This is a genomic window from Microcoleus sp. M2_D5 (assembly GCF_036701935.1).
Taxonomy (GTDB): domain Bacteria; phylum Cyanobacteriota; class Cyanobacteriia; order Cyanobacteriales; family Microcoleaceae; genus Microcoleus.
Map to the genome: position 1 here is coordinate 1 of NZ_JAUBRP010000058.1, position 17,475 is coordinate 17,475.

Sequence of the window (17,475 nt, forward strand, 5' to 3'; positions counted from 1 at the left end):
AACTCATCTTAAATGGAGCTAGAGGATATCGATCGCACTTGTTCTTTGCGGGCGATCGATTATTCAGCAAACCCTACATAGTCATAGCAATCGGCAAACCTGCTGCAAAGGCATCCAAAATTTTAATCGCAAAACCCTCGCCCCGAAAGGGTGCTAAAAAAGCATCGGCTGACAAGTATAAATCAGCTAGTTCTGCTTTATTATAAAATTTACGGATTATCATAATTTTTGCCTTGAACTTGCCGAGCTGCTTTTCGATATTGGCGAGATATTCCACTATAACATCTGGATTATTGCCGCCATCTTTGATTATTAACTCAACGTTACAATCATCTTTAAACTCTTCCCAAAAAGCTTGAATTGCCAGATCCTTGCCAAATCTATAGAAATCAAAAGAATTGGTCATGTGCAGAATATACTTTACATCTTTTTGGTTTTTTTGCTGCCTGGGAAAATAGAGCTGCGAGATTAAAGGATTGAAACCTAGAGGCATTACTGATACATTAGCCGCCGGACATCCAGCTTTTATTAAAACGTTTTTAGAATATTGGCTGACGGCTAGTTTGTGGGATGAAGTGTTAACAGCATCGTAAATCCAGTAATCATCATCATCATGGTTTTTGGCAAATTCGTAATTGATAGCAAAAAGTTCTAAGTTGAGATGTCCGTTGAGTTATTTTAAAAAATAAGGTTTCCAATAATGAGACCATTTTATCTGAAATAAATCTGAGGGTATGGTGTTCATCCACTTCGCTAGCAGGTGGTTTTCTTCTGCTGTCGAATTGCGGCTGAGATGAGAGGCTATTGTTGAAGGTTCGACCGAAATAGGAATTCCCATTTGGTGTAAAGTTTTCGCCAGGGATAGGGTAATGTCGGTGAAGGAGTTAAAGTGTTGAAAGGCAACGTTAAAGTGAACCATATTTATTGGTTATTAGTGCTGGGTAATCGCATCTAAGGAATGAGAATTAAATAACTTCCACTCTTGAAAGTGGGATGGGCGTCCCGCCCGTCCACTCATGACGGGCTATAAGAGCCCATCCCACAATAACAATTAAAATTGTAAGTTATTTAATTCGCGATCCTAAGTTGGTATAAATTGTACTTGACAAATGACAGAAAATGCAGGAGCCAGAGGCCCGGCTGCGGTGGAGACTAGATCGGCGATCGACAAGCAGTTAAACTGGGAATGGACTCCCGGCAGGTATCTCTCACTGAGGCACATGGAAAAAGGCTGCGGTGAAATCTACCGCCGACGGAACATTGTTCAACGTGCTATTAAGCGACTCAAGCAATAGAGTCGGAGCGCTATTCGATATGAGAAGCTGCCTGCCAATTATACAGCCACGATCGCGATCGCCTCCATTCTGTTGTGGTTATAGTTTTAAAACACGCCCTATGCCAGAGCACGTGATGGAAATAAATCAACTAGGTGGAACCCCAGCGAGCGTGCTTAGCTGGCTATAAGCATCACACTCAATTTTCCTTCCTTAGTTTACGAGCTGCGCTTGAATGATGCTGTCAAATGTTTTAAAAATTTCCCTCACCATTAGACATCTCCGAAAACACTCAAAGCCTCTGTATAGTTAAGTTCTAGGACGTAAATGTAATCATCGTAAATTAGCTAGTGTGTACGATGAAACCAGACTTTGAGATATTTATTGTTGATAACTATGCCAAAATATTGAGTAAGCTGTGTTAATTTTAATTCGCTCATTTCCCCGCTTTTCCTAATGGTAATATTAAGGCTCCAATTCGCAACCTTACTATTCCACAAATCGTTAAAATTACTTGCTCATATTTTTGGGGGTTTAATCTAAATCTTTCTTGGGCAACTCGAAATATCTTGACCGTTCTAATTCGATGTTCCACAAAAATTCGGCGAGCAGAAAACGCTTTGTTTTGTTCTTTTTGTTCAGTTGTTAATTCTCGGTTTCTGGGTTTTTTAATGGGAGTTGTTATTAAATCTTCTCCAACGTAAGCTTTATCTCCCTTAAATCTTTGTTGTGGGTCAAACTCGGAGCGATATTCCCTAAATATTGTTATATCGCTTTTTGGACCAGGTTCTCCTGCCACAACATCAACGATATCTTTACCATCAGGCATAACAATCATTTGATTTTTAAAGGTATGATTACTCTTCTTGCCTGAAAAATATTTTTCTTGTTCCTCATTATCTCCAGGTCTTTCTCTGACTTGTTCATAGCTGTCTACAATTAACTCATACTCTGTGAGTATTTCTTTAACTACCATCAAGTCAGATTCGTTTTTTTTTACTTGTTCAATTAAACTGGATGGGAGCAATTCTCTCAGTATTGGCAACCAATAATTAAATGTATCATTGGCTGTAGATTCACTTACTCCAAACTGGATGCCCAGAAGTTGAAATGTTGTCATATGCCTCAGATAGACCAAGGTTAAAATTATTTGTTCGGGAAGAGATAGTTTCGGTTTTCGACCTCCTCCACCAGCAATAATTCTCACTTTCTTTGCTTCTAGTAAAGCTTGTTTTTCATGATGTAATCGTTCGGCATTTTGGAGCAATTGTTGTAACTCTTCATAGGCCAGACCAATTAATCGCTGTGTTTCTTTATGATTTTCTTCAATATGATTCAGGATGTCGCTCATCTTTCTGTGTAAAAAAAGGTCTCTTATGTTCTTTTACCACATAATGTTACTATTTTGGAGATGTCTATTATACCTTAATCAAAATGCGATTACCCTGTAATATCTCTGAGTAACTTTTTTCATTCTTTCTATTCTGGGGTCGTTCAAATTAGCAAAATTTTCTAAAAACCTGCCATTTAATATATTCACCACAGGCAATGAATCTGTTTGTTTTGGTTGGTGAATTAAAGTTTGAGTAAAACATTGTGCCATTCATAGCATCCATCAACTACCATAACTACATTTAAATTTATTCGGATTTAACTTTAGCATATTTTGGGTTCCAATTAAGATGCGTTTACCCTGGAGCCTAAAGCCAGGATTAGGCTGCAGTTAAATCTGTCTGCCTATCCTACTTAACTTTTGTGACATTTTCGTAATTTGTCACCAATTGGAAGACCCTGGTAATGAAGATTTGGAGGCAGAGCCTCCAAATTTTTTTCTCCTTTTAATAGAGGATGTGCCTCCTCCAAAAGTCTGCCCAGGCAGAGCCTGGAGACGATTTAAATAGTCACTGGTCATGCGTTAATTGCTACTAACTAATAACTAATTAGCTCTTTTTTACAGCTTCTGGAACACTGCGAACATCGGCAGATACATTGACAGCAAAATCGAACCTACGATACCACCGACGACCACAATCATCAAAGGTTCTAGCATACTGGTAAGTCCTTTTACTGCTTCTTCCACTTCCGTTTCGTAGAAAGCGCCAACTTTCATCAGCATCTTGTCAAGTTCCCCTGTCTCTTCGCCAATTGCCATCATTTGGATAGCCAAAGACGGAAAAACAGCTTGTTCTTGCAAAGCAATACTGATCATGCCACCGCTTTGAATTTCCTGTCTCGCATATTCGATCGCATTAGATATCGCCTGATTCCCCGCCACATCTCGCACAATTTCCAAAGAATTGAGAATCGGCACGCCCGATCGCGTCAGCGACCCAAATATCACGCAAAACCGAGCCACAGCAGATTTTTCTATCAAATCTCCAAAAATAGGCAACTTCATCGCAATCCTATCAATTTGTAGGCGACCTATCGGAGTTTTGTAGTACATATCGAAGGCAATTTTCAGCGCTATAATCACCCCAATAACTGTCACCTGTTTGATGGGAGGCCAAGCCACACAAAAGTCACTAATTGCCAACATCATCAGCGTAAAAGTCGGCAAATCTGCACCAATATCCTTAAAGATTTTAGCGAAAGTTGGTAGCAAAAATATGGTCATTGCGAAAAAAATCACGATCGCGATAGAAAGCACCGTCTTCGGATAAGACATAGCCGAATTAATTTCGGATTCCGTCTTGTGATTTTTTTCCATCATCACAGCCAGACGGTCTAGGGTTTCATCTAGCACCCCCCCGACTTCTCCCGCCGCCACCATACTGATAAACAGTTGGTCAAAAACATCAGGAAACTTAGCCATCGCCTCTGCCAAGTTTATCCCCTCCTGCACGTCAGCATTCATACTCCTGAGCGCTCGCTTCAGTTTAGCATTAGAACACTGCTCGTGCAGCACGGAAAGGCATCTAACGATCGCCACCCCTGCATTAAACATAGCCGCAAACTGACGAGCAAAAATAGCCATATCCTTAACAGTAAGGCTGGTAAGGTTATACTCAATTTGCTCTTGAATCTTACTGAAATCAAAGCCACCTTTCGGTTTTTCGCGGATAACGTTGGTAGCCACAGCTCACCTCTGAAAATTTATTAAAAGTTATGACTCATCAGTCATCAGTCATTAATTCAGCCTGCTAACTCCTGACTAATGACTGCTGATAGAATTAATGAGCTTTTACCGGGGCGCCACCAACAGGTGCCGGGCCGATCAAGCGTTCGAGTTCGTCAGCCTTAGAAGCCTTGCTCATTGCCGCTTCCCAAGTGACTTTACCGCTCTTGTAAAGTTCAGCGAGGGCCATTTCCATCGTCCTCATGCCCAATTTCGCCCCCATTTGAATTTGGGAGTAAATCATGGGAGTTTTGCCCTCCCGGATCAAGTTAGCCATAGCTGGAGTATTGACCATGATTTCCATAGCGCAGCAGCGGCCGCCCCCAATTTTCACAACCAAATTTTGGCTGCAAATTCCCACCAAAGAGTTAGACACCTGGGCGCGAACCTGCGGTTGTTGAATGGGCGGGAACACGTCCAAAATCCGATCGATCGTTGCACCCGCCGAATTAGTGTGGAGCGTTCCCATAACCATGTGACCCGTTTCGGCAGCCGAAATTGCCAGACCGATCGTTTCCAAGTCCCGCATTTCCCCCACCAGAATTACATCAGGATCTTCGCGCAACGCAGCTTTGAGCGCATTAGCAAAGCTCTTAGTATCTTCGCCCTTTTGGCGCTGGTGGAACAAACTCTTGATATTAGGAAACACATATTCGATCGGATCTTCAACTGTTAGAATGTGTTCCGCCCGCGTCCGGTTGACCAGATCCAACAAAGCCGCCATCGTAGTAGTTTTCCCGGAACCCGTTTGTCCCGTCACCAACAGCATACCCCTGGGTCTTTCCGTCATATCCCGCAAAACCTGCGGCACGCCTAAAGCATCTGCATTAGGAATCTTAGAAGCCAGAGCCCGCATACAAGCAGCCCAAGCACCCCGCTCCCGGTAGACATTGACGCGAAACCGAGCCAATCCCCGAACGCCGTAAGCGCAGTCGAGTTCCCACTCCATTTCCAACTGCTTGCGCTGCATATTGTTGAGCATTTGGAAAATCAGGATCTGCACTTCCTCCGCAGACAGAATGTCACCGTATTGAGTCTGAGGAGTTAGTTTCCCGCTGACTCGGAAGAATATAGGCGCGCCCGCTTGGATGTGTATGTCCGAACCCCCTTGCTCTACCAGGGACTCCAGTACGTCTTCAATCATCAGACCCATAGATACCTCTCCTCGATCGAATTGATAGTTATTGACCAATCTAGCTCAGTTAACAGTCAACAGTTAACTGCTGAATCAATCCAAAAATCGCGGCGTCAAGCAGTACGGACAATCCAACATCTCCGGCTTCAATTCCGCCTGACAAGTTTTGCAGGTAAGTCCCTGCTTGCGTTTTGCCTTCAGTTCAGCCTCCAGACCCGAATCTGTAAACGTCACGCGCTCGACTTCTTCAAAAGTAGTCGCGCCTTCCCGCACCAACTGCAAGCTGTAAGCCAACAACGTTTTCATCCCTTCTTCTACTGCTGCTTCCTTAATTTGCTCTGTGGGAGCTCCTTGAGTGATTAGAGTTTGAAGCCGCTCAGTATTTTTCAAGAATTCGTAAACCCCTACCCGTCCTTTGTAGCCTAGGCCGCCGCACTTCCGACAAAGTTGGTCGCTTTCTGCCAGTTCCTTCCTTTCCTCCACCGGTACAGTGTTGGCTTTGTAAACAGTTAGATCAATTTCTTGAGAAGCCGATAGACCGTACTTGCCGAGTTCTGCTGCAGTAGGCTGGTAAGGAATGCAGCATTTGTCGCAAACGCGCCGCATCAGACGCTGAGCCAACACCCCTAACAGAGCAGCCGAAACCATGAAGGGTTCTACGCCCATTTCGTCCAAACGGGCAATCGCCCCGGCCGCGTCGTTCGTGTGCAGCGTCGTCAGTACCAAGTGTCCTGTCAAAGCAGCTTCCAGAGCCGTTTTTGCCGTTTCCTTATCCCGCGTTTCCCCCACCAGCAGCACGTCAGGGTCTTGCCGCAAAAACGCCCGCAGGATGTTGGAAAAAGTCAAGTCTTTTTCCCGAATTACTTGACATTGGGTAATCCCCGGCAAAGCATATTCGATCGGGTCTTCCGCCGTACTGATATTAATCCCCGGATCGTTGCGTTCCGCCAAAATCGAGTAAAGAGAAGTTGACTTGCCCGAACCTGTCGGCCCCGTCACCAAAATCAGTCCGAACGGCCGACTAGCCGTCTCTCGGACTAAAGCCAGAGTTTCCTGGTCCGAGATTAACAAACCCAAGCCCAACTGAGTGCTGGAACTGTCCAAAATCCGCAGCACGATTTTTTCGCCGTACCGGGAAGGCAAGCTGTTGACCCGGAAATCCACCGTGCGTCCCTCAAACACCCGGCGGATGCGCCCGTCTTGAGCTTGTCGGCGTTCGGCAATATCCAGGTTGGCAATAATCTTGAAGCGAGCGGTAATCGATTGGACTACCTGCTTGGGAAACCGGAAATACTCTTGCAGCACCCCGTCTTTCCGCATCCGAATCCGCATGAACTCTTCTTGAGGTTCTACGTGGATGTCAGACACCTTTTCCGACAAAGCTTTCGCCAAAATGATATTGACGGCCTTAATTACGGGAGCCGCCTCAGCATCATCCAAGGTGTTAGCGAGGTCTTCTTGGTCGGTGCTCTCCTCTTCTAGCGAGAGCTCGCCAAAATCTCCCTCCCCTAAATCCATCTTTCTCTGCTTTTCGATTTCAGCTTTTTTAGCTTCCCTCTTAACTTGTTCGTCTTGATAAGCAGAAGTAATGTCCTGGTAGTCGTCTGGCGTAATCACCCGCCGCTGCAAAGCCAAGCCGTGAGGCTGTAAAATCCGCCGCAAATCTTCTATGGCGTTGAGGTTGTCGGGATCTACCATTGCCACTAAAACCGCCGCAGGCTCAGTTTCAGTCTTCGCTACGGGTAAAAACCGACCTTGGTGACAAATGTCGATCGAAATCTTCAACGCATCGAGCATAACTCCGAGTTGCTCGTTAGACATTTCGCTCATCTCCGGGTCAAATGCTTCAACGCCGTAGACTATCTTCCGTTCAAACATCTGCTGCTTCTTGTAAAGTCGCAGCAATTCTGGAGGCAACGGTTGCCCAGTAAGTGCTTCTAATACCTCCGTCAACCGCTTGCCGGAGTTCCGGCTATCAACTAGAGCTTGTTTTACTTGCTCGCCGTTGACGTAACCCGACTGAATCATCTTGGTGATAGCCGGAGTAAATTGACTCACAGAAACTATGGATGTGGAGCGAAGCGGGGATGTGCTAGTCATAAAAAACACTCAATAGGTGGGAAACTCAGTCACAAAAAGTGCTGAGAGGAAAACCAACGTGGGGTTTTAACCCCCGTATTCTTTGCTTATGGATCGGCTATCATTCTCTGGCTCAATCCCTATCTCTCAAGTTTAAGCTCGCAGTCCCCTCTAAGCTTCGTCCACAAATTGACGATACCTGGGAGGGATTTGCGGGTGCTTGCAATCAAATCTTGTTCGTTGAGTGCTAAGTTGCTTATTTACCTGATTAACTTGCGGGATACTCTCGTTATAGCGTCAGGGCACATCACTTGGGGGTTCCCCGTACCGGGAGAGAAAAGCGGGGCGGGGTGTGTCCCCCTCCCCGACTAATTCTATTTTCCCAAATTGTTTGCTCAAATTACAGCGCCCGTGGTGGCGCGGTTAGCTTTACTAAATTAAATATGAGCTATGTTCTGTGATGATAGCTTTTACGAAAGCCTCGATCGCCCTTTTGAAATATATTTTGATTAATTATCTGCCATCGGTCACTGCCCGATCGTCGGCTGCATGAGCCCCAGGGCAAATCTTGAGCAACTCTAGTTTCGGGTCACTAAATATTACTTTGATTCTACCCTGGTGTCCGAACCTTTGTGACGTAAGGTTGACGGTTCAAAAATCTTGGGAAGAGCCAAATTAGATATCAATCGTATTTACAGATGATCGCCTCAGCCAGACCAACTAATCGGGAGCATCTCAATGAAAGCAGCCCAGCTATAAATTCGATTTTTGAGGCTCTCTTGCTGCGAGGCTCTCTTGCTGCGAGGCCGGAGGAAAGAGTCAGAAGGAAGGAGCCAGAAGAAGTGTTTTTACAACTATGAGATGCTCCCAACTAATCTCTCTCGTTTTGCTGGCAAAAATGCCAGACTTCAAGCTACTTCGGCTGTCTCGAATCATAAAAACCACAGCCCAAATTCGGTTCGAGATTAAGAACTTACTATCAGAGTTACACAACCCCACAGCTAACTACTTAGTCACTCCATACAAATTCGTTTTTTTCTCTACTTGCAAAACTCAGCAAATGGTAAAAAAAAGCCAGCGTCAGCTTCATAATAAAACAGCGTGACAAATGATAACTTTAAGTCACTATCCTTTTAAGTCAACCTTGAAACATCAAGCAGCAAAAGTGGAAATAGTTGTATTATACTTAACAGCCGAAGATACTTATAAAAATTGTTGTAAATGCGAGGCGTTAATTAAAAATGAGGAACCAACAAATGTTGAGTTTGCCCTATTGGGGCTATATTATACGTAAATATATAAAGGGGGTTGTGAATATTTGAGGGAAAGCTTTGAGCAATGTCTCCAGGTCTGGCGAGACTTCCTCTTTTCACATTGTGCCATACACAGTAAATTCGAGTCCTCTAGATTTACCGGGTTAACTGTATCTGCTAGAATTGATAGGGTTCTGTCGCGCAGCTTTTATGATTGACGAGGAAAAACAGCAAGATCAAGATCCTAACTCAACAGGGGAAACCACCCCAGAGGGTTCGCCAAGGGCAAGCGAAAATCCGGCGGCATCAGGAAACTCGAACGAATCGGCGGATTGGGAACTCGAACTTGCTCGAGCTTATCAAAGTTCTCAAGGCGATCGCCCGCCAGCAAACGCATCCGGGGATACCATCACCGGCAGTTCCACCAACAGCCCGACTGCAGACGCGGCGGAGCCTTGGAAGAAGGAACTGGCTCAGGCAAACGATGAAAAAGAGGCTTTAAAAACTCAGTTGCAAGCCACATCCGCTCAACTAGAAGAACTGAAAAATCAAAATCTCCGCCTAGCAGCAGATTTTGAGAACTTCCGCAGGCGCACCCAAAAGGAAAAAGAAGAACTAGATTTACAGGCAAGGTGTCTCACGATCAAACCCCTGTTGCCGGTAATTGACAATTTCGAGCGCGCTCGATCGCACATCAAGCCGCAAACCGACGGCGAAATGAACATTCACAAAAGCTACCAAAGCGTTTACAAGCAAATGGTAGATAGCCTCAAGCAAATCGGGGTTTCTCCGATGCGCCCCGAAGGCGAACAGTTTGACCCCAACCTCCACGAAGCTCTGCTGAGCGAGCCAACTGACGAACACGAGGAAGGAACAATTATCCAAGAACTAGAACGCGGCTACATTCTGGGCGATCGCGTCTTGCGGCACGCCAAAGTGAAAGTTGCAGCGGCTGGGCTATCTGTGGTAGCCTCAGATGAAAATCCCGATAGTTCGGAAGGTTAATCGGGATACAAGCTACTGCATTCCTCAAAGTCATTGACCCCCGAATAGAATTCGGGGGTTCCGAGGTGGCAGACTCACCAACTTCTTAATTATTAAAGATGACTAAAAGCAGGTCAGCGCTTTCTCCAAAAATTCTGAAAAATGTTTTTACCCGTCTTTGATATTGCTTGATTGACATCAAGTTTATTTCCTACAAATCTGGTCGGGTGATGCTTGTTTGAACAAGCTGAGTCGTTTTTCCTCCCCCAACCTGTAGTTGGAGGTTTCCAAACATCCCACAAAGTTTTATGAGGCGCTATGGGAAAAATTATTGGAATTGACTTAGGCACAACTAACAGTTGCGTAGCTGTGTTAGAGGGCGGTAAACCCGTCGTGATCGCCAATTCCGAGGGCGGTCGCACAACTCCGAGTATAGTAGGATTTGGCAAAGCGGGCGATCGCTTAGTAGGTCAATTGGCCAAGCGGCAAGCTGTAACTAATGCTGTAAATACTGTCTACAGTATCAAACGATTTATCGGACGGCGGTGGGACGACACGGAAGAAGAACGAGCGCGGACTCCCTATACCTGCATAAAAGGCAAAGACGATACCGTTAACGTCCAAATTCGGAACAAGGTTCACACTCCCCAAGAAATCTCGGCAATGGTACTCCAAAAGCTCAAGCAAGATGCTGAAGCTTATTTGGGACAAACGGTTACACAAGCCGTGATTACAGTGCCAGCCTACTTCACAGACGCCCAGCGGCAAGCTACAAAAGATGCCGGTACGATCGCAGGCCTAGAAGTCCTGCGGATCGTCAACGAACCGACGGCAGCAGCCCTTTCCTACGGGCTCGACAAGCAAAATATAGAACAGAAAATCTTGGTCTTTGACCTGGGCGGCGGTACTTTCGACGTTTCGATCCTGCAACTGGGAGACGGAATTTTTGAAGTCAACGCCACCTCCGGCAACAACCATCTCGGAGGAGATGACTTTGACGACTGCATAGTCCAGTGGCTGGTAGAAGCTTTCCGCACTCAAGAAGGCAGTGACCTATCACAAGACAAAATGGCCTTGCAGCGCCTCCGAGAAGCTGCGGAAAAAGCAAAAATCGAACTCTCCAACCGCGAATCCACCTCAATCAATTTGCCCTTCATCTCTTCTGACGAGAAAGGGCCGAAGCATTTGGAAATGGAACTCTCCAAAGCTCAGTTTGAAAAACTGGTGGCTCATTTGGTGCAAGCGACGATCGATCCGGTGACTCAAGCCCTCAAAGACGCAAGTTTGACCCCCAAAGACATAGACAGAATTATTTTAGTGGGAGGCTCAACCCGGATTCCGGCAGTTCAAAAGGCAATCAGCAAGTATTTTGGGGGCGTTTCTCCCGATAAATCCGTCAATCCCGACGAAGCTGTAGCCGTAGGCGCGGCAATTCAAGCCGGGGTTTTGGGCGGTGAAGTCAAAGACTTGCTGCTGCTCGACGTGACGCCGCTCTCCCTGGGACTCGAAACCTTGGGCGGGGTGTTTACCAAAGTAATCGAGCGCAATACAACTATTCCCACGAGCCGATCGCAAATGTACAGCACGGCGACAGACGGGCAAACCTCGGTAGAAATTCACGTACTCCAAGGCGAGCGGGCATTGGTTAAAGACAATAAAAGTCTCGGCAAATTCCTGCTCAAAGGCATTCCCCCAGCCCCCCGCGGCGTACCTCAAATCGAAGTTACCTTTGAAATCGATGCCAACGGGATTCTCAAAGTTTCCGCTGAAGACAAGGGAACCGGAAAAGAACAAAGCATCCAAATTTCCAATACAGGGGGATTGAGCGAAACCGAAGTCGAGCGGATGCGGCAAGAAGCCGAACTTTACGCCGACGAGGACATCAAGCGCGCTCTACTCGTCGAACTCAAAAATCAAGCTGACTCCCTCGTCTATAATTGTGGTGTAACTTTAAAAACCAACGCGCAACTGCTGAGTGACGACCTCAAGGCAGAAGCGGAAACAGCCGCAGCAGCCTTGCGGGCAGCGATGACTAACCCCGACATCACAGTCGAGGAACTCACCCCCGCAATCGAATCTTTCAAGCAACTGCTATACTCGCTGGGGACAGCAGTCTACGACCAAGCCCGCAGCGGGGTAGCCCCGTCAGGATCTGTTGTTGAAAGCGAGATGATGTCAGAAGTAGAATCATCAGAACCAGAAGAGGTTAAAGCCGACGACGACAGCATTTTGCTGAAAGAAGAGCTGCTGGTGGCGCCCCAAGCTCCGCCGGAACCAAAGCCGGAACCAAAGCCGGAACCAAAGCCGGAACCAAAGCCGGAGCGACAGTCAAAACGACAGTCAAATCCACAGCCAAGTCCACAGCCAAGTCCACAGTCAAAACAAAAACAGAAGGTTCCCGAACCAGAAGTTGATGATATGAATCCTTTCCTTTAAAACAGAAAAGCTAAAAATTAAAAGTTAAAAATTAACAATGAGAATTTTTGATTTTTAATCTGTAATTTCAGGAAAGGTAGCCCGTTTCTTTTTCGTACACTTTTTGTTATTTACCTCCAGGCAAGCAGCTCTATGGCCGGTGATTACTATGAAATATTAGGCGTTTCTCGCAGCGCAGACAAAGAAGAAATTAAGCGTGCTTACCGCCGCCTAGCTCGCAAGTACCATCCAGATGTCAACAAAGAATCCGGTGCCGAGGAGCGGTTTAAAGAAATTAACCGCGCCTACGAGGTACTATCAGAACCAGAAACCCGCGCCCGTTTCGACCGTTTCGGCGAAGCAGGCGTCAGCGGTGCAGGCGCGCCGGGGTTCCAAGACTTTGGTGACAGCTTTGCCGATATTTTTGAAAGCTTCTTTCAGGGCTTTCAGGGAGGCGTCGGTGGGCCACAACAGCAAGGTCGCAGGCGCAGCGGGCCGGTGCGCGGAGACGATTTGCGCCTCGATTTGCGGCTGGATTTTCGAGAAGCAGTGTTTGGTGGGGAAAAAGAACTCCGCATCAAGCATCTAGAAACCTGCGAAACTTGTACCGGGACGGGCGCCAAACCGGGAACCAGACCACAAACCTGCTCGACTTGTACCGGCAGCGGTCAAGTCCGACGCGCTACCCGCACTCCTTTCGGCAGCTTTACTCAAGTTTCAGTTTGCCCCACTTGCAACGGCACCGGGCAAGTGATTGAGGATAAGTGCGAAACTTGCGGCGGCCGGGGCCAGAAAGAAGTGATGAAAAAGCTGAAAATCACAATTCCGGCTGGGGTTGACAACGGTACTCGCTTGCGGGTTTCCAATGAAGGGGATGCCGGCAAACTGGGCGGGCCGCCCGGGGATCTTTACGTGTTCTTGGCGGTGAATGAAGACCCGCTATTTAAGCGCGACGGGACTAACGTTAGCTCGGAAGTTAAGATTAGTTATTTGCAAGCAATTTTAGGGTGCCGGTTGGAAGTGGAAACCGTAGACGGGCCGACGGAATTGTTGATTCCTAGCGGAACTCAAGCAAATACTGTTTTGACTTTGGAGAAAAAAGGGGTGCCTCGGTTGGGAAATCCAGTCAGTCGCGGCGATCATTTGATTACGGTGTCGATTGACATTCCGACTAAGGTGACGGCTGAGGAACGGGAATTGCTGATGCAGCTTGCTAAGCTGAAGGGCGATCGTACCGGTAAAGGCGGTTTGGAAGGGTTTCTGGGTAATTTGTTTCAGAAATAAGCAATTTTTGACACCAATTGGTGTCAAATTTTCCTGTTTGAGGATTCCCCGGCAATTTGTTTCAACAGCCGTCAAAAATTTGTGGCAATTGCCCACAAAAATGGCAGGTGGGACGGTTCCTGGGCATTCGGTTTCAGCAGCGCTCAAAAAAGTGAGCGCAATTGCGCTCACTTTTTCCAGAAAAAATAATAATCTGTGTCCAATTGGACACAAAATTTCGAGAAAGAATAATAATCTGTGTCCAATTGGACACAAAATTTTAGATTCTCCAGTTTCCAAACAACTTGTTTAAAAAACAAAGGCTTTCAGGATTTGAGATTGCCAAAAACATTATGAATTCAACATCGAAAATTGAAAATCCCAAATCCCCAGATGCCAAAATCGATCTGCGGGGTACTCCATGTCCTCTGAATTTTGTCCGCACTAAATTGCGCTTGGAGCAAATGGCACCGGGTGCTGTTTTGGAAGTGTGGCTGGATGCTGGGGAGCCGATCGAACAAGTACCTGATAGTCTCAAAATGGAAGGCTACCAGATTCTCGAAACCCAATTTGTCGCGGATGAGCCGGATTCGGGTTTTTTTGCAATGAAAGTCCAGCGCCCAGAACACCAGGAAGCAGGATGAGCCTGAATTCGCCCTCGATCGTCGGTACTGTAATTGCTGTTCAGGCTAACTTCTACCAAGTGAGGTTAGATCCCCCAGTCTCGATTGACGGGAAAAATGCTCCCCTCGCAGATTCTCCCACTCTCCTGTGCACTCGCCGCACTCGACTGAAAAAAATTGGCCAACAGGTGATGGTGGGCGATCGCGTGGTGGTAGACGAACCGGACTGGACTGACCGCCGGGGTGCAATTTCTGAAGTCTTCCCCCGCCAAACAGAACTCAACCGCCCGCCTGTAGCTAATGCCGATCGCATTCTCCTGGTTTTTGCCCTCGCCGAACCCGACTTAGACCCCGCATCATTAACTCGGTTTTTAGTCAAGGCAGAATCAACAGGTTTAGAGGTGAGTTTGTGCCTGAACAAATGCGATTTAGTGACGCCCCAGGAGTTGGAACAGTGGCGCGATCGGCTTTCAGGCTGGGGCTACGAACCAATGTTTATTAGCGTCCGCAGCGGTGTAGGAGTTCAGGAAGCCCCCGATAATGATAAAAATGAAATTTCTGCATTGGAACCAGCTTTCCATGACTTAGTGGAGAAAATAGAACTATCTCTGCTGAGTTCTGAGGATAACCCCCAATTGCCAAATTCGGTCAATCCGTTACATCCGTTAAAGCCCGTACATAGCCCGTTGCCGAACTTCCTTCTGCAGCACCTGCAAGGAAAAATAACGGTAATTTGTGGCCCTTCTGGGGTTGGCAAGTCCAGCTTGATCAACCAACTGATCCCGGCCCTGAACCTGCGAGTGAACGCTGTTTCCGGCAAACTCGGCCGCGGGCGCCACACGACTCGCCACGTCGAACTATTTGAACTCCCCGGCGGCGGACTTTTGGCCGATACTCCGGGCTTTAATCAGCCGGCTCTCGAATGCGATCCGTCCGAGTTAGCGGAATATTTCCCAGAAGCGCGCCAGAGGCTGGCTTTGGGTAGCTGCCAGTTTAGCGACTGTTCGCACCGAGACGAGCCTAACTGCGTGGTGCGGGGGGGTTGGGAGCGCTATGAGTATTACTTGCAGTTTCTCGAAGAGGCGATCGTCCGCGAACAAGCTCTGCAAAACTCCAGCAGCGCCGAATCGAGTTTGAAGCAGCAAACCAAGTCGGATGGTACGCAGCATTACGAACCGAAACTGCAAACTAAAAAATATCGCCGCTCTTCCCGCCGCCTTCAACACCAGTCACTCCAAGATATGTGTCAAGACTTAGAGGAATTGTGAGGAAGTCGCGGCCCATCGCCCGCAGGCACTAGAAAACAGTACCAAGACTTACCCACAAACCGGGTTTCCTCAACGAAAATACTTAGTTGCACCCCAAGGTTCCTTCGCAAAATCAGCGTTCTTTACTCGCGAGTGGGTAAGTCCTGAGTACATTAATAGCTAAAATTAAATGGCCTTAGATTTGTTAAAAAAAGTAGAACAGAAGCAAAAGTTAGCGGGTACTGCAGGAGCAAAAATATTGTGAATATTCAAGAACTGTTTCAAAAAGGCGGCCCCACCATGTGGCCCCTGTTGGTGTTATCGATTTTATCTTTGAGTACAATTATCGAGCGCTTGTGGTTTTGGGCGAGCCTCCTGAGCAAAGAAAAGCAGATAGTTAACCGCATTCTGGAAGCCGCTCGCAGCGATTGGGGGGCGGCTAACGAGATGGCCAGACAAGCTAACCGACAGCCGATCGGGCGATTTCTTTCTGCACCTCTGCGGCTCTACAATCCCGAACCAGATTTATTTCGACTCGCACTCGAAGCTGCCGCCGATGAAGAGTTGGCTTCGATGCGCCGCGGCGACAAAATCTTAGAAGCTACGATCGCTCTGGCGCCTTTGCTGGGCTTGCTGGGAACTGTTTTGGGCTTGATTAACTCGCTCAGTTCCATCCGTCTGGGCGACATCGGCACGGCGGCCACGAGTGGCGTGACATCGGGCATTGGCGAATCGCTGATCACGACTGCTACTGGGATGGTAGTAGCAATTTTTACCTTGGTTTTTTATCGGATATTTCAAGCTTTTTTGTTCAACCAGGCAAAAATATTTCGCAAAGCTGGAAATGAACTGGAATTGCTTTACAGGCAATACTGGCCGGCTGCTAATGCTAAGGGTCGAGCACCCGGTGCAGAATACAGCAATTCTTCTTTTGGTGCAGATGGTTTGAACAGGCGTTCTCTCAATTCTCAAGAACTGGGAGAACGGAATCGGGAGCCGAAATTGAAAGGTTCCGATCCGGCAGAAGATTCTCCTTCTAATAATTAAAACTCCTGAAAACTAATGAAGATTAATCTGGATACTCCTGCTGAAGAGGCTCGGATTGAACTGGTGCCTTTAATTGACGTGATATTTTGCATTCTGACGTTTTTTCTCCTGGCGGCTTTGCAATTGACTCGGCAGCAAGCCATTAATGTGGATTTGCCTAAAGCGAAGACTGGACAAACGCAGATGCGAGAGATGCTGATTGTCAGCATTGACGATTTCGGGCAAACTTATATCGACCAATTGCCTGTTAATTACCAACAGCTCGATCGAGTTTTAAAGAGTTTCCAAAGCCAAAATCCTACGGGGTTGATGGTGCTGTACGCTCCTCAAAATGCTAGATATGCCAAAGTTGTGGAGGTTTTAGACAAATTGAGAGAGGTAGGGGGCGATAGAGTTGCCCTGGCAACTCTTCCTAGTTCGGCTTCCTCCCCATTGCCCAATCCCTCGCTTCCCAATTCTGGCATTCCTGCGGCACCTGCGATCGGCAATTCCGGTCAACCCCTGCCGTCTCCTGTGCCTCCGGGGCAGCAGCAGTTCAATCCGAATCAGTTTCAATCTCCTCTCCCGGCTCCGGGGCAGCAGCAGTTCAATCCGAATCAGTTTCAATCCCCTCTCCCGGCTCCTGGGCAGCCTAGCAACTCTGGAACAAATCAGGGTATTCCTCCTGTTTCGCCTGCACCCGCTGCTCCCAATTTCCGACCCGGAATCGGCACTCCACCGCAGGATGGCGGGCCCTCGAATTAGTCAGAAGGAAGAAGGTTCGGCAACGGATGTAACGGATGTAACGGATGTAACGGATGTCAGTCCGATGTCCGTCGGAAGAAGGGAGAAGGAAGAAGGAAGAAGGGAGAAGGGAGAACAGAGAAATAGAAATTTTCCCAATCTCCTCATCTCCCGCTCTCCCGCTCTTGGGCTCTCCTCATCTCCCCCTCTCCTCATCTCCTCATCTGTCAATCTCCCCCTTTCCCCATCTCCTCATCTCCCCCTCTCCCCCTCTTGGGCTCTCCCCCTCGCGGAGAGAATCTCCGCCGGATTTG

Annotated in this window: 14 protein-coding genes; 8 read left to right on the forward strand and 6 right to left on the reverse strand. The window is 47.3% G+C overall.

Annotation, left to right across the window (positions count from 1 at the left end; genetic code table 11):
• Positions 1 to 73 precede the first annotated feature (73 nt).
• Both QUA50_RS21345 and QUA50_RS21350 read right to left on the reverse strand, forming a co-directional pair.
• A complete protein-coding gene (locus tag QUA50_RS21345; protein WP_333266627.1) occupies positions 74 to 406 on the reverse strand; it encodes a glycosyltransferase in 333 nt (110 codons plus the stop codon).
• 267 nt (positions 407 to 673) lie between these two features.
• On the reverse strand, positions 674 to 919 hold the full coding sequence (locus QUA50_RS21350; RefSeq protein ID WP_333266625.1) for a hypothetical protein: 246 nt from the start codon (positions 917 to 919) through the stop codon (positions 674 to 676).
• A gap of 190 nt (positions 920 to 1,109) precedes the next feature.
• On the opposite strand from QUA50_RS21350, the gene QUA50_RS21355 reads away from it, so the two are divergent.
• Positions 1,110 to 1,295: a hypothetical protein gene (locus tag QUA50_RS21355; protein WP_333266623.1), complete on the forward strand. Its 186-nt coding sequence runs from the start codon at positions 1,110 to 1,112 to the stop codon at positions 1,293 to 1,295.
• 415 nt (positions 1,296 to 1,710) lie between these two features.
• Here the strand turns inward: QUA50_RS21355 and QUA50_RS21360 are convergent, their stop codons facing one another.
• From QUA50_RS21360 to QUA50_RS21375, 4 genes are all read right to left on the reverse strand, one after another.
• Positions 1,711 to 2,625 carry a transposase family protein gene (locus tag QUA50_RS21360; RefSeq protein WP_333266621.1) on the reverse strand — a complete coding sequence of 305 codons (915 nt, stop codon included), beginning with the start codon at positions 2,623 to 2,625 and terminating at the stop codon, positions 1,711 to 1,713.
• Between the two features lie 600 nt (positions 2,626 to 3,225).
• Positions 3,226 to 4,353: a type II secretion system F family protein gene (locus tag QUA50_RS21365; RefSeq protein ID WP_333266619.1), complete on the reverse strand. Its 1,128-nt coding sequence runs from the start codon at positions 4,351 to 4,353 to the stop codon at positions 3,226 to 3,228.
• A gap of 94 nt (positions 4,354 to 4,447) precedes the next feature.
• Positions 4,448 to 5,545 carry a type IV pilus twitching motility protein PilT gene (locus tag QUA50_RS21370; protein ID WP_333266617.1) on the reverse strand — a complete coding sequence of 366 codons (1,098 nt, stop codon included), beginning with the start codon at positions 5,543 to 5,545 and terminating at the stop codon, positions 4,448 to 4,450.
• Between the two features lie 75 nt (positions 5,546 to 5,620).
• Complete coding sequence (locus QUA50_RS21375) at positions 5,621 to 7,627, reverse strand: GspE/PulE family protein (protein ID WP_333266615.1); 2,007 nt, start codon at positions 7,625 to 7,627, stop codon at positions 5,621 to 5,623.
• Positions 7,628 to 9,069: 1,442 nt separating this feature from the next.
• On the opposite strand from QUA50_RS21375, the gene grpE reads away from it, so the two are divergent.
• The 7 genes from grpE to QUA50_RS21410 all read left to right on the forward strand — a co-directional run bounded on the left by grpE (position 9,070) and on the right by QUA50_RS21410 (position 17,182).
• Positions 9,070 to 9,864 carry a nucleotide exchange factor GrpE gene (gene grpE / locus QUA50_RS21380; RefSeq protein ID WP_333266613.1) on the forward strand — a complete coding sequence of 265 codons (795 nt, stop codon included), beginning with the start codon at positions 9,070 to 9,072 and terminating at the stop codon, positions 9,862 to 9,864.
• Between the two features lie 297 nt (positions 9,865 to 10,161).
• Complete coding sequence (dnaK, locus tag QUA50_RS21385) at positions 10,162 to 12,279, forward strand: molecular chaperone DnaK (protein WP_333266611.1); 2,118 nt, start codon at positions 10,162 to 10,164, stop codon at positions 12,277 to 12,279.
• Between the two features lie 132 nt (positions 12,280 to 12,411).
• Positions 12,412 to 13,542, forward strand: coding sequence for a molecular chaperone DnaJ (gene dnaJ / locus QUA50_RS21390; protein WP_333056045.1), 1,131 nt, complete (start codon positions 12,412 to 12,414; stop codon positions 13,540 to 13,542).
• A 332-nt stretch (positions 13,543 to 13,874) separates the two neighbouring features.
• Positions 13,875 to 14,165 carry a sulfurtransferase TusA family protein gene (locus QUA50_RS21395; RefSeq protein WP_332981528.1) on the forward strand — a complete coding sequence of 97 codons (291 nt, stop codon included), beginning with the start codon at positions 13,875 to 13,877 and terminating at the stop codon, positions 14,163 to 14,165.
• Complete coding sequence (rsgA, locus tag QUA50_RS21400; protein ID WP_333266608.1) at positions 14,162 to 15,412, forward strand: ribosome small subunit-dependent GTPase A; 1,251 nt, start codon at positions 14,162 to 14,164, stop codon at positions 15,410 to 15,412. Before QUA50_RS21395 ends, rsgA begins: the two co-directional genes overlap by 4 nt.
• 240 nt (positions 15,413 to 15,652) lie before the next feature.
• The gene (locus QUA50_RS21405; RefSeq protein ID WP_333266606.1) at positions 15,653 to 16,438 is read left to right on the forward strand and encodes a MotA/TolQ/ExbB proton channel family protein; all 786 of its coding nucleotides are present in this window, start codon (positions 15,653 to 15,655) and stop codon (positions 16,436 to 16,438) included.
• A 15-nt stretch (positions 16,439 to 16,453) separates the two neighbouring features.
• The gene (locus tag QUA50_RS21410; RefSeq protein WP_333266604.1) at positions 16,454 to 17,182 is read left to right on the forward strand and encodes a biopolymer transporter ExbD; all 729 of its coding nucleotides are present in this window, start codon (positions 16,454 to 16,456) and stop codon (positions 17,180 to 17,182) included.
• Positions 17,183 to 17,475 lie beyond the last annotated feature (293 nt).

Excerpts from the sequence above, each read along its gene's own strand:
- QUA50_RS21345 (WP_333266627.1), bottom strand. The coding sequence starts at position 406 with ATGACCAATTCTTTTGATTTCTATAGATTTGGCAAGGATCTGGCAATT.
- QUA50_RS21350 (WP_333266625.1), bottom strand. The coding sequence starts at position 919 with ATGGTTCACTTTAACGTTGCCTTTCAACACTTTAACTCCTTCACCGAC.
- QUA50_RS21355 (WP_333266623.1), top strand. The coding sequence starts at position 1,110 with ATGACAGAAAATGCAGGAGCCAGAGGCCCGGCTGCGGTGGAGACTAGA.
- QUA50_RS21360 (WP_333266621.1), bottom strand. The coding sequence starts at position 2,625 with ATGAGCGACATCCTGAATCATATTGAAGAAAATCATAAAGAAACACAG.
- QUA50_RS21370 (WP_333266617.1), bottom strand. The coding sequence starts at position 5,545 with ATGGGTCTGATGATTGAAGACGTACTGGAGTCCCTGGTAGAGCAAGGG.
- QUA50_RS21375 (WP_333266615.1), bottom strand. The coding sequence starts at position 7,627 with ATGACTAGCACATCCCCGCTTCGCTCCACATCCATAGTTTCTGTGAGT.
- grpE (WP_333266613.1), top strand. The coding sequence starts at position 9,070 with ATGATTGACGAGGAAAAACAGCAAGATCAAGATCCTAACTCAACAGGG.
- dnaK (WP_333266611.1), top strand. The coding sequence starts at position 10,162 with ATGGGAAAAATTATTGGAATTGACTTAGGCACAACTAACAGTTGCGTA.
- dnaJ (WP_333056045.1), top strand. The coding sequence starts at position 12,412 with ATGGCCGGTGATTACTATGAAATATTAGGCGTTTCTCGCAGCGCAGAC.
- QUA50_RS21395 (WP_332981528.1), top strand. The coding sequence starts at position 13,875 with ATGAATTCAACATCGAAAATTGAAAATCCCAAATCCCCAGATGCCAAA.
- rsgA (WP_333266608.1), top strand. The coding sequence starts at position 14,162 with ATGAGCCTGAATTCGCCCTCGATCGTCGGTACTGTAATTGCTGTTCAG.
- QUA50_RS21410 (WP_333266604.1), top strand. The coding sequence starts at position 16,454 with ATGAAGATTAATCTGGATACTCCTGCTGAAGAGGCTCGGATTGAACTG.